General features: G+C 63.1%; 11 protein-coding genes. 4 read left to right on the plus strand and 7 right to left on the minus strand.

Annotation, left to right across the window (positions count from 1 at the left end):
• The first annotated feature begins 37 nt into the window (after positions 1-37).
• Entirely contained in the window at positions 38-1393 is a 1356-nt protein-coding gene (gene hisS / locus G473_RS0121935) for a histidine--tRNA ligase (protein ID WP_029014871.1), read from the plus strand.
• Positions 1394-1615: 222 nt separating this feature from the next.
• Here the strand turns inward: hisS and G473_RS0121940 are convergent, their stop codons facing one another.
• Complete coding sequence (locus G473_RS0121940) at positions 1616-4837, minus strand: glycoside hydrolase family 15 protein (protein ID WP_051330571.1); 3222 nt, start codon at positions 4835-4837, stop codon at positions 1616-1618.
• 96 nt (positions 4838-4933) lie between these two features.
• Between G473_RS0121940 and malQ the strand changes: the two genes are divergently transcribed.
• Complete coding sequence (malQ, locus tag G473_RS0121945; RefSeq protein ID WP_281169955.1) at positions 4934-6571, plus strand: 4-alpha-glucanotransferase; 1638 nt, start codon at positions 4934-4936, stop codon at positions 6569-6571.
• Positions 6572-6696: 125 nt separating this feature from the next.
• On the opposite strand, the gene G473_RS30505 is transcribed toward malQ, so the two are convergent.
• The 5 genes from G473_RS30505 to G473_RS0121970 all read right to left on the minus strand — a co-directional run bounded on the left by G473_RS30505 (position 6697) and on the right by G473_RS0121970 (position 13036).
• The gene (locus G473_RS30505; RefSeq protein WP_154667520.1) at positions 6697-7224 is read right to left on the minus strand and encodes a hypothetical protein; all 528 of its coding nucleotides are present in this window, start codon (positions 7222-7224) and stop codon (positions 6697-6699) included.
• A gap of 282 nt (positions 7225-7506) precedes the next feature.
• Positions 7507-8988, minus strand: coding sequence for a sensor histidine kinase (locus tag G473_RS29640; RefSeq protein ID WP_154667521.1), 1482 nt, complete (start codon positions 8986-8988; stop codon positions 7507-7509).
• Between the two features lie 163 nt (positions 8989-9151).
• Positions 9152-10684, minus strand: a complete 1533-nt coding sequence (locus G473_RS29645; protein ID WP_051330573.1) for a sensor histidine kinase — start codon at positions 10682-10684, stop codon at positions 9152-9154.
• Positions 10685-10819: 135 nt separating this feature from the next.
• On the minus strand, positions 10820-12187 hold the full coding sequence (locus G473_RS0121965; RefSeq protein WP_029014876.1) for a glutamate--cysteine ligase: 1368 nt from the start codon (positions 12185-12187) through the stop codon (positions 10820-10822).
• A 69-nt stretch (positions 12188-12256) separates the two neighbouring features.
• Positions 12257-13036: a 16S rRNA (uracil(1498)-N(3))-methyltransferase gene (locus G473_RS0121970; protein WP_029014877.1), complete on the minus strand. Its 780-nt coding sequence runs from the start codon at positions 13034-13036 to the stop codon at positions 12257-12259.
• Between the two features lie 115 nt (positions 13037-13151).
• On the opposite strand from G473_RS0121970, the gene ubiA reads away from it, so the two are divergent.
• A complete protein-coding gene (gene ubiA / locus G473_RS28320; RefSeq protein WP_035708928.1) occupies positions 13152-14204 on the plus strand; it encodes a 4-hydroxybenzoate octaprenyltransferase in 1053 nt (350 codons plus the stop codon).
• Complete coding sequence (locus G473_RS0121980) at positions 14185-14865, plus strand: class I SAM-dependent methyltransferase (protein WP_035708561.1); 681 nt, start codon at positions 14185-14187, stop codon at positions 14863-14865. The genes ubiA and G473_RS0121980 overlap by 20 nt, the downstream gene beginning before the upstream one ends.
• Here the strand turns inward: G473_RS0121980 and G473_RS28325 are convergent.
• Positions 14834-15760 carry a LysR substrate-binding domain-containing protein gene (locus G473_RS28325; protein WP_051330574.1) on the minus strand — a complete coding sequence of 309 codons (927 nt, stop codon included), beginning with the start codon at positions 15758-15760 and terminating at the stop codon, positions 14834-14836. The genes G473_RS0121980 and G473_RS28325 overlap by 32 nt on opposite strands.
• Positions 15761-15763: the final 3 nt, after the last annotated feature.

The raw sequence follows: 15763 nt of genomic DNA on the forward strand, positions 1-15763 counted from the left end.
CCGCCGGACACCTGCCTATCCCGCTGGAAATTGTCCGATGGCCCTGATCTCCCCCCGCACCCCACCCGGCACGATGGAATTGCTGCCGCGCCGGCAGATCACCTTCCAGCGCATGCTGGATACGATCCGCCGCACCTATGAGCGGTTCGGCTTCCTGCCGCTGGAAACCCCGGTTTTCGAGGTGGCGGACGTGCTGTTGTCCAAATCCGGCGGGGAGACGGAAAAGCAGGTCTATTTCGTGCAGTCCACCGGCGGCATTGAACAGGGGCACAAGCCCGATCTGGCGCTCCGCTTCGACCTGACGGTGCCCACCGCCCGCTATGTCGCCCAGCATGAGCGTGATCTGGCCTTCCCCTTCCGCCGCTATCAGATGCAACGGGTCTATCGCGGGGAACGGGCGCAGAAGGGCCGGTACCGCGAATTTTACCAGTGCGATATCGACGTGATCGGCAAGGACAGCCTGTCGGTCGTCTATGACGCTGAAATGCCGGCCGTGATCTATGCCGTGTTCACGGAACTGGCGGTCGGCCCGTTCCAGATCAATTTCAACAACCGCAAGATCCTGCTGGGGATGTTCGAGGCGCTGGGCATCAGTGACCCCGGCATCCGCACCCTGGTGCTGCGCCAGGTGGACAAGCTGGACAAGCTGTCGCGCGAAGATGTGCTGGCCCTGCTGATGGGTGACGGCATCGCGCTCTCCGCCGAACAGTCGGCGACCGTGCTGGATATGATCGGCTTCAGCGGCAATGCCGCCGACACGCTGGCCCATCTGGACCGGCTGGGGCTGGACAGCGCCACTTTCCAGGAAGGCTTGTCGGAACTGCGGCAGGTCACGTCCGCCCTGGCCGGGCTGGGCGTGCCGGAGACCCACTGGCGCATCAATCTCGCCATCGCGCGCGGCCTGGATTACTACACCGGCACCGTGTACGAGACCTTCCTGACCGATCATCCGGGCCTGGGTTCCGTCTGCTCCGGCGGGCGGTATGAGAATCTGGCCGGGCTTTACACCAAGTCCAAGCTGCCGGGTGTCGGCATCTCCATCGGCATGACCCGCCTGTTCTATGCGCTGGAACAGGCCGGCATCGTCCAGGACGGCCCCTCCACCGTCCAGGCGCTGGTGACGCAGTTTGATGCCGCCCTGCTGCCGGATTATCTGGCCATCGGTGCGGAACTGCGCGCCGCCGGCATCAATACGGAAATCCAGTTGGAAGCGGCCAAGCCCAAGAAGCAGTTCGCCTATGCCGACAAGAACGGCATCCGCTTCGCCATCATCATGGGCGAGGATGAGAAGGCGAAGGGCGAGGTCACGGTGAAGGACATGATCTCCGGCGACCAAACCAGTGTAGCCCGCGCCAATCTGGCGACATGGCTGACACAGGCACTGGCTGCCTAGAGTTTTTCATTTTTAAATAGAATTAGATAACCCTCACTACCGTCACCCATGCTGCGGCCGGGGTCCAGGATTACAAGCCCTTTGCTCTACGAAACTGGACCCCGGCCTTCGCCGGGGTGACGGTTTAGGTTGATCCAACCCAAACCTGACAGCCTGCCAAAGCGAAGGTTGAAAGGCGGCGGCAGGCAAAGGCACCGCCACCCTTCAACCCTTTTCTACGCTTCACGCCGCACTGGCCACGGGCGCCACGATACCGGCCAGTGTCAATGCCGCCATGGCCAGATGTTCGGCTGCGACCACAGGTGACAGGTTGTAGAACGCCTTCCAGGCCGCAGCGCCGTAAGCGTCCTCCTGCCGGTTATGCAGCAGGCGCCAATGGCGGGCCACGGCTTCCGCGATCACCTTGTCGGTGGAAAGCAGGCCGGGCAGATGCACCTCCCCATGCACGGTCAGCACCTCCGACACGGCCCACAGGGCTTCCACCGTCAATTGCCGGTATTCGGGATTGGCGATACGGTCCAGCCGGCCTTCCACTTCCCGCGCGAAATCGCGTTCCGCCGGTGTGCTGTCGGCCCGCAGCAGGGCGCTGGCCAGACGGCTATGGGCTTGATTGGCGTCGGCAATCGCCAGTTCGTCGCAATGGCGCAGCACGGCCCAGACGCGCATGAAAAATTCTTCCGGCACCGGCAGCAGCGTGCCGGTGACATCGCGCCAGCCCCACCAGTCCCCGCCGGACAGGGCATGGGCGGCCCAATGGTCGCTTTCCAGGGCAAATTCCGGCCGGTCCATGGCGCAGGACCGGGCCAGCACCGGCAGGCAGAAATCCCCCACCATGCCGGGGCAGCGGGAAATCAACCGCCGCAGCCGGGTCAGGATAGCGTGCGGCCCCTCCCCCTTCAGGATTTCCAGCGCCTGGGCATCGGACAGGCCGCGCTGACGGCCCAATGAACGGCACAGCAGCCCCAGCAGGTCACCGGGCCGGGCGGACAGGGTATAGCGGAACAGTTCCGGGCTGGCCTTGATCAGCGTGCCGCTGAACAGCAGCATCTCCTCCCGCAGCATGCAGGTGGCGCCATCGCCGCCCAGCGCGCCCAGCCGGCTGATGATGGTCGCATTATCCACCGGGCGATCGACCAGGGAACCATGATCATGCCAGCCGCCCAGCACCACATGCTTCTGGCGGACGACAATCTCCTTCACCGCATCCTGCAACCGCTCATCATGGCGATCGAGCAGGAAGGCCAGGGGACGCACAATATCCCAGCGGCCGGCACGACCGGCAGCACGATAGAGCGCCTCCCCATAATGGCGCAGCGGCGGGCCACCCGGATCGGGATGGAAATCTGCCCCCTGCCGATGCCAGAGCAACGACAGGATCGCCAGATGGCGCTGGGCATTCATCTCCCCATGCAGGGCATGGCTGAGATAGGGGGTATCCGCCTCCTCCAGCCAGCGGCGATCTTCCGCCGTCAGCGGGGTATCAGAAAAATTCCAGGGCGCTTCCGCCGGGCCGGGACGTACCGGACGCGCCGTGACCGGGCAGCTGGGCGCTGTCTGGTCCAGGGACACGATCCGAGCGGAAGCGTAACTATCCGCCAGATCGCCCCCCCGTACATGCAGGTCCGGCACGTTGCCATTGGCAAGATCGGCCAGCGTGCGGGCCAGATCGGGGAAATTGGCATCCTCAGCCATGGCGCGGCTGACGGGGAACACCATCAAGGGCGGCTTGGTGAAGGTCCAGGTCCGGTTGATATAGGCCACTTCCGACAAGAGCCGCTCCACCAGGAAGCGGGTATCGAAGGTGAAATAGAAACCGTCCTGTTCATCCACAAAGGTCGGCACGATCACGGTGGGCTGGCCCGCGAAGCGATAGCCGCAGGCCGTGATCAGTGTGCCCAGCCGGCGCGGCGGCCGCCCGGTCAGGCCCAGCGCCGGCGAACGCCCCAGTTCTGCCAACGCGCCTACCAGCACATCGGCATGGCAGATATGGATAGCGGCCCCGGCCTGATCCAGCGTCTGGCACCACAGCCCATGGTCACGCAGATGGCCGCGCACCGTCGCATCTTCCGCCAGTACCACCAGCCGCAAGGGCACGGGGGGCTTGGGCGCCAGCTTGGCCCGGCGGTTCAGCGGGTCAATATCGCTGGGCGACAGATAGCCTTCATCCAGCAGCAAGCCCATGATGAACAGGCTCTGCGCCCACAAAAGGGGCACATTGTCATTGGGTACACGGGCCTGGCTGCCGGGGGCGGCACGCTCCGCCTCCACCGCCTCTTCCGGCACGATGAACAGTTCCGGCAGCAGCGCCTCGCCATCGCGCAGGACCAGCAGGTCTTCCAGCTTCTCCCGATAGTCGGCCGCCCCTTTGGCGTCACCGGTCAACAGGGCCGTGACATAGACATAGGTGAAGAAAAGCGGCCATTCGCTCTCAATGCCGCGGAACCGCTCCAACTCCCCCGTCTCGTAATGCAGGCGGGCATGGTCTTCCAGCACGGTCTGGTGGCCATCGGCCAGGAAGCGCTTGCAGCCATAGGGGCCACCCAGCTTGCCCAGCACCTCTGCCCGGGTCCGCTCCACCAGATCGGGCGCATCCACGGCGAAAGCCGGCCAGCCGATGACGGACAGCAGCGCAGCATCCACCTCCTTGGAGCCGCTTTCCCGCGGCAACAGCGCTTCCAGCGTCGCCCGCGCACGGGCGATTTCGTCCGGCACGGCATGGATCACCGCCACGCGGCCGCCATCCTCCCCGAACAGGTCCAGGCCCTGCATTGCCTCCAGCGCGGCCTTGGCCATGCCGATGGAACTGGCGTTCAGTTCCACCGCCCCGTCATTGATCTTGCGCCCCCGCTCCCAGATGCCGAAATCGGCGATGCGGTAGGCCGGGCCAATATAATGCACAAGGTTCTGGACGAAGGCGACTTCGTCCATCGTGTAGATCAAGGACATGCCGGAGCGCGTCATCTGCGCCAGCATCAAGAGGAACAGGGACGTGGCGTCGATCTGCAGATGGCCCCAGCCATCATCAGCGGCCACCGCCTCCCCCGTCGCGGCGGAATAGATCGCGTGCAGACTGTCCAGCGGCGCCTGGGTGCGCTTGAACCGTTCCACCTTCGCCGACTGGCGCATCATGGCCTGCAACAGGCCGCGCATCGTCTTGATGATGGATTGTTCCAGCAACCGGGCGCGGGCCGCGCTGTCACCTCGGCGGCGATAGGCCAGCGACAGGGCCCAGGGGCCAATGATGGAATAGACATTATCCCGCACCCAGGCATGGGTGTAATTGCCATGCACCGTGACAGCGGTGCTGGCCGGCAGAAGGCCCGTGACCGGATGCTGCCGGGAGAGGATCACCCGGTTCACATGGTCGAACAGGCGGTCCAGGGCCGCCTTCGCCCCGACATGACCAGCTTTGCCAACCCCGCGCGGCAGGGGTGATTCTACCATAAGCTGCTTCCCGACGCTTGGGAGCGAACCTTTCGCCCACCCATGGAAAGAGTAACAGCGTTACCGCATCGCGCAACCATTGCAATGCAGCATGGCATGCGAAATCATGTATCTGTCTGGAGCCGGAAAGCCCGGCCACCCGTTATCGACAGGTTCCTATCGCCTCCCCGTCCCTTTTCCCCATCGGCCCTTTTCGGAAAGCCCCTATCCGTGATGAGCGAACAGCGTGTAAGCGGTATCCTTCTGCATCCGACATCGCTGCCCGGCGGGCATGGCATCGGGGATATGGGGCCGGCGGCCCGCCATTTCCTGCAACAGTTGCAGGCGGCGGGTCAGGTGATCTGGCAGATATTGCCGCTGGCCCCCACCAGCCTGGGCAACAGCCCCTATTCCGCCCTGTCCAGTTTCGCGGGCAACCCGCTGCTGATCAGCTTCGATGATCTGGTGGCAGACGGTCTGGCGGCGCCCGCTTTGCTGGCCAACCTGCCGGACAATGCGGCACCGCGTGTCGATTATGACCGGGTGGCCCGTGCCAAGCTGGAAGCGCTGGACCTGGTGGCGACGGCATTTCTGAAGCGCCGGCAGGAAGATGAACTCTGGAGCGATTTTGAGCTGTTCTGCGCCCATCATGATGCGGAATGGCTGGCGGAATATGCACTCTATACCGTGCTGAAGGCCCGACATGGCGGGGCCGCCTGGATGGACTGGAACACGGCCTATGCCACCCGCGATCCGCTGGCGATTGAGGAGGCGCAAGAAGCCCTGTCGCATGAGATCGCCAAGATCAAGGTGCAGCAATTCCTGTTCTTCCGGCAATGGATGCGGCTGAAGGAAGATGCCAATGGGCGCGGCATCCGCATCATGGGCGATATCCCCATTTTCGTGGCCGGCGACAGTGCCGATGTATGGTCCCGCCGCGACCTGTTCGAACTGGACGAGAATGGCCGACCGCTGGTGGTGGCCGGTGTGCCGCCGGATTATTTCAGCGCCACCGGACAACGCTGGGGCAACCCGCTCTACCGCTGGCCGGCGCACCGGGACGAGGGGTTCGCCTGGTGGTGCCGCCGCATCCATCGCACGCTGGAAACCGTCGATCTGGTCCGTATCGACCATTTCCGGGGCTTTGAGAGCTATTGGGAGATCCCCGCGACGGAGGAGACGGCCATCAATGGCCGCTGGGCACCGGCACCGGGATATGAACTGTTCCAGGCCTTGCTGGATACATGCGGCCCCCTGCCCATCGTGGCAGAGGATCTGGGCATCATCACGCCGGCGGTGGAAAAGCTGCGCGACCATTTTGGCTTCCCCGGCATGCGGGTGCTGCCCTTTGAATGGGGGGAGGATTTCAACCCCGCCCATTACGACCCCAATCGCTACAGCGCCAACAGCGTCTTTTATACCGGCACCCATGATAATGACACGATCATGGGCTGGTTCCGCAGCCTGGGCGGCCATGACAGCGAGCGGGGCCGCACCATCCTGGCCTATCTGGGCAGCGATGGCTGGGCACCGCAATGGGACTTCATCCGCTTCGCCCTGGGCGTCAATTCCACCATGACCATCACGCCCCTGCAGGATCTGCTGGGCCTGGGCAGCGACGCCAGGATGAATATTCCGGGCCAGCCGGATGGCAACTGGGGATGGCGTTTGCAGGCGGAAATGCTGACCGACGGCCATCTCTCCTATCTGCGGCAATTAACGCAGGCGGCGGGAAGGCTGGGGGAAGGAATTTAACGGGACACCCTGCCGCGAATATATACGTACCCATAAAGAAACAGCGGAAAGATACCTCCAATAATCAGAGGCAGTTTCCGCTGTTTTAGAGATAAAAAAGTAATTTTTAGAATTTTGGAAGAAATTTACCCTGCGGCCATCTTAACAGCCACCTCAAGCGCCGCATCGAAGATAGCGCCTGTCGGGTTGGCCGTGGATATCTGTCCGCCATCCGTGAAAATAAGATTGACCGAGTCAAGATCAACATTCATTTCAACAGGAGCCCAAGAACTGACGGAAATCGACTGATTGGTCGTTTGCTGCCCAAGGGTCAGTTGAACGATCACCGTATTTGGATTTACCGTCCCATCGGCCGTCATAATCGTGATCATCCCTGCAACCGACGGATTGTTCGGCTTTGAAAGGGTCAATGGTATTTGGATGCGGTCCGCATTTGGATCAACCAGAACTCCCGCTTCCAGCGTATATCCGAAACTTGCCTCGCCAGAATTTTGGGGAATGGTGTAAGTCGGATTATCACCCCACAATGGCTCTATTACAACGCTTCCCTGATATTCATTTGTTGGACGCCCTAGAACTATACTGACATTTCCCATCCTGTTATCAATAACAATTTCACCCCTATATACTGTTCCAGCGTAAAAGTTGCTCATATCCACCTCCATTTCCGAATTGGAGACAAAACTCTATATTTATCTATTTTTCTGTCAATATTTTAACGCGTTAATGTTTATATTAAATCTAATTAAAATAGCGATTTCAGAAGCCATGCCATTAAAAAACTTATACAAGCATGAAAGTCCCAAAAAAGTCACAGACATCGACTTCCGTCGTCACCCATGGCGCGGCTGTCGCCTTGTTTTGTAAAGTAACTGGCCGTTGCCAAGAAATACCCGGGCGTTATCACGCCAGCATGATGGCTGCCACCAGATCCGCTATCGCGATGGGATGGCGGGCAGGGTCAGGGTGAAGCAGGTGCCGCGCCCCGGCGCGGTTGTGGCCTGGATGGAGCCACACAAGGTCTGGGTCACAAGATTGAAGACAATATGCAGCCCCAGACCACTGCCGCCTTCCGCCCGGTTGGTGGTGAAGAACGGATCGAACATCCGCTCCGCCACCGCAGGAACCATGCCCCTGCCATCATCGGCAAACCGGATTTCCACCCTGTTGCCCGCAAGGGCCACGCAAGTAATGGTGATCATGCCCTCCTGCCCCGGCGGGAAAGCATGGATCAGGGCGTTGAGAACCAGATGGGTCAGAACCTGAGACAGGGCACCGGGATAGCTGTCCATGGTCAGATCAGGCGGACATTCCACCGTAATCTGGTGCCGCTCCGCCCGCAGGCGGGGGGCAAGGCTGAGCAGTAACTCGTCTATATAGTCCAGCAGCAGAAAGGGCCGCCGCTCCGCGCTGGCCTGATCCACGGCAACCTGTTTGAAGCTCTGCACCAGTGCAGCCGCTCGGGAAAGGTTGGACCAGATCAGGCCAGCGCTTTCGCGCAGCATGTCCTGATAGTCCAGCAGGCGGGAGCGGGTCAGTTCACCGGCAGCCAGGGTGCGGTCAAGCGCCTCCACATTGTCCCGAAGATGGGTGATCGCGGTGACGGCAACGCCCATTGGGGTGTTCAGTTCATGCGCCACACCGGCCACCAACCCGCCAAGGCTAGCCATTTTTTCTGCCTGCACCAGACTGGCCTGGGTCTCCAACAGGCTTTTATGCGCGCTTTCCACCTCCTGCACCTGGGTAGCAAGCTGGTCACGCTGCTGGGCGATGATGGTCTCCCGGCTCCGCAGTTCCGCATTCGCCTCCTCAAGCTGGCGGTGGCGCAGAAACTCCGTCCGGCGGGAGGTGGCTAATTGATAGGCCGTGAAGGCGCCGAAAATATTCGCCAGTACATGCATGACGACCGCGACCTGTATTTGGAATGGCGTCACCCCCGAATGCGGCATGATGAAAACGATATAAAGGAAGCTGGCCGTCAACCCCCAGGCCAGCATCCAGGTCCAGCGCGTGGGCAGAAACAGATAGTTCATCAGCACCACAACCGAGATGAAAAACCCGACCGTAACGCCAACCCCCATCACATCCACCCATAAGGGGGGCGTCGCTGTCAGCAGCCAGATATAGGACAGCATCACCAGGATGCAGACATGCCGCAGCGTATAGGTGGAGGGGCGCGCCGGTAGCAATATGATGAAAATGAGGAAGGGAAACAGCGCCAGACGCAGCGGCAGATAAACGCCAATAACCATGCCCTGCGGCATGTAGTAAAAATCCAGCGCCATCGGCAGCAGCCGCAGCGCCATTAATGCCATCAGATTGATACGCAGGCCCCGTACCTCACGCGCCAATACGGAGAGGCGGAAATCCTGCTCCATAGCAGGGTCGGTAAAGCGCCCCCATTTCTGCGTCGACACCGGCGCTTACCTCCGCGACATTCAACCAATATGGACCCTATGTAAAAGCAACGATGCAGGCAATAGACTTACCACTTTTGCATCCTTGGCGCGAGTTTCAAGGGCTATCGCTGCGCCTGCCTGCGCGTAATAAGGCCATGCGGGCAAATATACCCGGGCGATGTCACGCCAGCATAATGGCTGCTCCCCGATCCGCTATCGCGATGGGGTGGCGGGGCAGGGTCAGGGTGAAGCAGGTGCCACGCCCCGGCGCGGTAGTGGCCTGGATGGAGCCACACAAGGTCTGGGTTACAAGATTAAAAACAATATGCAGGCCCAGACCGCTGCCGCCTTCAGCCCTGTTGGTGGTGAAGAACGGGTCAAACATCCGCTCCGCCACGGCGGGCACCATGCCCCTGCCATCATCGACAAACCGGATTTCCACCTTGTCACCTGCAAGGGCCATACAGGTGATGGTGATCATGCCCTCCTGCCCCGGCGGGAAGGCATGGATCAGGGCATTGAGGACCAGGTTGGTCAGTACCTGCGATAAGGCGCCAGGATAGCTGTCCATCGTCAAGTCGCCCGGACATTCCACACCGATCCGGTGCCGTTCTGCCCGCAAACGGGGCGCGAGACTGAGCAACAGCTCGTCAATATAATCCCGCAGCAGAAAGGGTCGCCGCTCCGCGCTGGCCTGATCCACGGCAACCTGTTTGAAGCTCTGCACCAGTGCGGCGGCGCGGGACAGGTTGGACCAGATCAGGCCGGCACTTTCGCGTAAAGTATCCTGATAATCCAGCAGGTGGGAACGGGTCAGTTCACCGGCCGCCAGGGTGCGGTCCAGCACGTCCACATTATGCTGAAGATGGGTGATGGCGGTGACGGCAATGCCCATCGGCGTGTTCAATTCATGCGCCACACCGGCCACCAGACCGCCAAGGCTGGCCATCTTTTCTGCCTGCACCAGACTGGCCTGGGTTTCCAGCAAACGCTTCTGCGCCTCCTCCAACTCCTGCACCTGGGTGGCAAGCTGGTCACGCTGGAGGCCGATGATGGTTTCCCGCCGATGCAGTTCGGCATTTGCCTCTTCCAGCCGCCGCTGTTCCGCCTCCAACTGGCGCATGCGGTGAAATTCCGCCCGGCGGAGCGTGGAAAGCTGATAGGCAGTGAAGGCACCAAAAATATTGGCCAGCGTCTGCATGACGGTCGCGGTCTGGATTTGCGACGATGGCGCACCCGTCAGCGGCATGATCCCAGCCAGATAGGCGGTGCTGGCCGCCACCCCCCATAGGACCATGTAAATCCAGCGCGTCGGCAGGAACAGATAGTTCATCAGCACGACGATCATGATGAAGAAGCTGACCGTCAGCCCGACCGGCCCCCCTTCCACCCGCAACGCCACCAGGGACGTCATGACCCAGATATAGCTGAGCAGAAACAGCGTGGCTGCATGACGCAGACCATAGAAACGCGGCCGGATCGGGATCAGCAGCGTGGCGATGATGACGCCATAAACCCCCAGCCGCAGCGGCAGGAACAGGCCGAAAATCGTCTCGTTTGAGAGATAGACGAAATCCAGCGCCAGCGGCATGAGATAGAAGAACATCAGCGCCACCAGATTGCGGCGCAAGCCCCTGACCTCCTGCTCCATCGCATGGTTGCGGAAATCCCGCTCCATGGCGCGGTCGCTGAATTCCCCCAGCAGTTTCAGCACCCAGCCAACCCCTTCCCCCCATCCCGTGGAAAGGCGCCGGCAGCCCCCACGCCCCGTTCCCAGCGGGGAATGCCACTCTAAGCAATCAGGGGGCAGCCGGCAACAGGGCCGCAATCAACGCGCAACCAAACTGCGTCAGTAGGCATACTCCCGGTAGAGGGGATCGACGGAGCCAGCCCATTCCCCCTCATATTTCTCCAGCAATTCGCGGGCAAGCGTGCGGCCACTGGCCGCGATATCCACCAGCGGCTCAATGAAGTGGCTTTCATCATCGCCCATGCCGGCGGTGCGGGCGCGGGCGCGCAGCCCTTCCTTGGCGATGGCCACCACCTGCCCCGCCACATCGCGCAGGGTGCCGCCGCGAAACGGCGTGTCCAGGCCCAGGCGCGGCACATCGCGGCGCAAAGAAGCCCGGTCCGCGTCCGTCCAGCCCTTGACCAGATCCCAGGCGGCATCCAGTGCCGTACCATCATAAAGCAGGCCGACCCAAAGCGCCGGCAGGGCGCAGAGCCGCGCCCAGGGGCCGGCATCGGCACCGCGCATTTCCAGATATTTCTTCAGCCGCACTTCCGGGAACATGGTCGTCATATGATCAGACCAGTCGGTCATCAGGGGCTGTTCACCCGGCAGGATGGACAGCTTCCCCTCCAGGAAATCACGGAAGGACAGGCCGGACGCATCCAGATACTGCCCGTCGCGATAAGCGAAATACATCGGTACATCGAGCGCGTAATCGACATAGCGCTCGAACCCGAATCCATCCTCGAACACGAAAGGCAGGTCACCGGTCCGGTCGGGATCGGTATCGGTCCAGATATGGGACCGGAAGGACTGGAAGCCGTTGGGCTTGCCTTCCGTGAAGGGGCTGGCGGCGAACAGGGCCGTGGCGATGGGCTGCAAGGCCAGCGATACACGGAACTTCTTCACCATGTCCGCTTCGGACGCGAAATCCAGGTTCACCTGCACGGTGCAGGTCCGGGTCATCATGTCCAGGCCCAGGCTGCCGCGCTTGGGCATATAGTCGCGCATGATCTTGTAGCGGCCCTTGGGCATCCAGGGGATATCGGCACGGGCCCATTTGGGATTGAAGCCCAGCCCCAGCATGCCGAAGCCCAGATCCTTGCCGATGGCGCGCACCTGGGACAGATGCTCCCCCACCTCCGCACAGGTTTCATGAATGCTGAGCAACGGGGCGCCCGACAGCTCGAACTGGCCGCCCGGTTCCAGGCTGATATTGGCCAGACCCTTGGTCAGGGCGATGATATTGTCACCTTCGCGCACCGGCTCCCAGCCGAATCGACGCTCGAACTCCCCCAGGATGGCGCCGATGCCGCCGGGACCATCATAGGGTACGGGCGTCAGGTCATCCCGACGGAAGACGAATTTCTCATGCTCCGTACCGATGCGCCAATCGGCTACCGGCTTTGATCCCTGTTCCAGATATTCGACCAATTGCCGGCGATCAGTGATCGGCGCGCCGCGCGACGTCGGGGGAGCGGACATTTCGGGACTTCCTCAGGAACAGGTCGTTGATCTGGTAGCGGAGATAAGGATTGCCGATCAGAATTTGTTTCAAACGCGATTGGGCGGCCGTGCATCCTGCCCCGACCGGCGCCAGTCGCCCGCAGCGGCCTGCCAGACGGACAGGGCGGCGAAGGCGGCAGTGTCGGCCCGCAGCACGCGCGGCCCCAGGCCCACGCTTACCACAAAGGGCTGGCGGCGCAGGTTGAGAATTTCGTCTGGGTCAAATCCCCCCTCCGGTCCGATGAGGATTGCCGCCGGCTGATCGGCGGTCGCAGTGACGGCGGTCACCAGGGGTTGCGCATCCCCGCTCTCCGCCGCGACGAACAGGGTACGAGCTTTATCCCAATTCGCCAGCAGCCGCCCCAGGTCCACCGCTTCCGCCACGTCGGGCACATCCAGCCTTTCGCATTGCTCCGCTGCTTCCACCGCATTGGCCCGCAGCCGGTCCAGATTGACGCGGTTGACATCGCCGCGCCGGGTGAAGACCGGGACCAGCCGGGATGCCCCCAATTCCACCGCCTTTTCCACCACATATTCCGTCCGCCCGCCCTTCAACGGCGCAAACAGCAGCCAGGGGCCGGCGGGGGCCTGGGGGTCGGGCGCGCGGGTCTGTTCCAGCAGGCGCAATTGGCCGGCGGATTTGGTCAGCCCGTCGATCTCCGCCATAAACTCTCCGTCCCGACCATTGAAGGCCAGCACCCGGTCTCCCGGCCCCAGCCGCAGCACGGCACGCAGATAATGGGCGCGCGGCCCATCCAGCGCCGCCCCATGCGCGGGGACCAGCGGGACATCCAGGAAAAGGCGGGTGCGGGGCAAGGGGCTGGACATGGGGCTTTACCGGCAAAATACGGACGATACGCGCACAGATAACCCGACCGCTGCGCCGGAACCAGCATGGCGATGCTTGGCACCATGGTGCGGGCGGGGTAGAGTGCGCGCCATCATGTCCGATGCCACCCGCACTGCCCCCGGCCATACCGATATCAAGGCCGGCGATTGGATCGACCGCCTGTTGCCGGCGGCCTGGCGGCCCTATGCGCGGCTGGCGCGGCTCGATCGGCCCATCGGCACCTGGCTGCTGCTGCTGCCGGGCTGGTGGGCCATCGCTTTGGCCGCCCCTGCCGGTCAATGGCCGGACTGGTGGCTGATGGCCCTGTTTGGCATTGGCGCCATCGTCATGCGCGGGGCGGGCTGCACCATCAATGACATGATCGACCATAAGCTGGACGCGAAGGTGGAGCGTACCCGCGTGCGCCCCATCCCCAGCGGGCAGGTCTCCCTGTTCCAGGCTGCCCTGTTTCTGGGCGCACAATGTCTGGTCGGGCTGGCTGTGCTGACCCAGCTTAACAGTTTTTCCATCCTGCTGGGCGCGGCGTCGCTGGTGATGGTCGGGCTTTATCCCTTGATGAAGCGGATCACCTGGTGGCCGCAGGCCTTCCTGGGTCTGACCTTCAACTGGGGGGCGCTGCTGGGCTGGGCGGCTGTGCGCGGGGAACTGGGCTGGCCGGCTGTGCTGCTTTATGCTGGCGGCATCCTGTGGACGCTGGGCTATGACACAATCTATGCCCATCAGGACAAGGCGGATGACGCACTGGTCGGCATCAAATCCACAGCCCGCCTGTTCGGGGAGAAGTCGCGGCAATGGGTTGGCGGCTTTTATGCTGGTGCCCTGCTGCTCTGGCTGGCGGCGCTGGGGCCGGTCGCCACCGCCTGGGCGGCCCTGGTGCCGCTGGCGGTCTGTGCGGCCCTGATGCTGATGCAGGTGCGCGGCTGGGATGTGGATGATCCGGCTGACAGCCTGTCCATGTTCCGCGCTGCCCGTTTCACCGGCTGGGCCTTGCTGGCCGCCATCATCGCCGGTACGGTCGCCCTGTCCCAGCCTGCCAGTCAGGGTGGCGGTGGCGGCTCTATCCCCCTGGACGGCAACCGCCTGCCCAAACCCTATATGCAGCAGCAGATGCTGCAGATGGCTGATTTTGCCCTTACCCGCCGCTGAAACCACCCCGCCCGATCCCGCCACCTTTATCCGGACGCAAACGGCGCTGGCGCCGGTGGAGCCGCTTCTGCCTTCCCTCCTTCTATGGCAGGCCAGCGAGATCACCCCCATCTGGCAGGCGACAGAGGAATGGCTGGCCCGCCAGGGCGTGCCGCCGCCCTTCTGGGCCTTTCCCTGGGCCGGCGGGCAGGCCGTGGCCCGGCTGCTTCTGGACCGGCCGGAACTGGTGCGCGGCCGCCATGTGCTGGATTTCGCGGCCGGTTCCGGCCTGATCGGTATCGCCGCCATGCGGGCGGGTGCTGCTTCCGTCCGGGCGGTCGATATCGACCCGTTCGCCGCCACGGCCATGCGGCTGAACGCGGCGGCAAACGCCATCACCATGGATGTCGCCTGCGAAGACCTGATTGGCCAGAATCTGCCCGGCGTGGATATCCTGCTGGCCGGCGATGTCTGTTATGAGCGCCCCTTTGCGGAAGCAGCCCTGGCCTGGTTCCGCCGGCTGGCCGCAGAGGGTGTGACCGTGCTGGTGGGTGATCCCGGCCGCGCATATCTGCCGGCCCAGGGACTGGACAAGGTGGCCACCTATGCCGTGCCCACCACGCGGGAACTGGAAGACCGGGAAGTCCGCGTCACCGATGTGTGGCAGGTGCCGGCAGGCTGACATCCAGCCCCCGGCCCCCCGGTCGGGGGGCCTGTTCCAGGGAGCGGACAATATGGTCGGCCAGCAGTTCCGTGGCCTTGGACATGGCGCCGGGCCGCCGATGCAGGGCGATTTCCATATCCGTCAGGTCGGGCAGGCCCAGGCTGGCATCCACCACCTGGAAGCCGGCCGCCAGCATGTCCCGTGACAGGATCGTCACCCCCAGCCCCGCGCTGACAGCGGCCTGGATCCCCGCCAGGCTGGGGCTGGTATAGGCGATGCGCCAGGGAATGCCCGCCCGTTCCAGCGCTTCCAGCGTGCGGCGTCGGTACAGGTCGGGCGCCGGCGCCAGCACCAGCGGCACGGTCTGGCCCGGCAGCAGCAGCAGCCGGGGGGACGCCGCCCAGACCAGCTTTTCCCGCCAGACCCGCAGCCCGTCGCCCGCCCCCTGCGGTTCCCGCTTGCACAGGACCAGATCGAAATCACCCTGGGTGAAGCCATCCAGCAGGTTGGCGGTGAAATCGCACCGCACCTCCAGCGCCACCTGGGGATGGGCGCGGGCGAAACGGAACAGGATGTCCGGCAGATGCGTGGTGGCGAAATCCTCCGGCGTGCCCAGCCGCACTGTACCGCCCACCTCCGGCTCCATCAGCACCGCGCAGGCCTCCCCCGCCAGGGTCAGCAGCCGGCGGGCATAGATCAAGAGCTGCTCCCCTTCCGCCGTCATGGCAAAGGACCGGCCATCGCGCTGGAACAGGCGGCGGCCCAGCCCTTCCTCCAGCCGTTTCATCTGCAGGCTGATGGTGGATTGGGTACGGCCCAGCCGTTCCGCGGCCCGCGTCACGCCGCCCGATTCCACGATGGTGACGAAGCTGCGCAGCAGGTCCAGGTCAAAGGGCGGCAGGGGCGTGGGCATGGG

Origin of the sequence: Niveispirillum irakense DSM 11586, assembly GCF_000429645.1 — a bacterium.
Taxonomy (GTDB): domain Bacteria; phylum Pseudomonadota; class Alphaproteobacteria; order Azospirillales; family Azospirillaceae; genus Niveispirillum; species Niveispirillum irakense.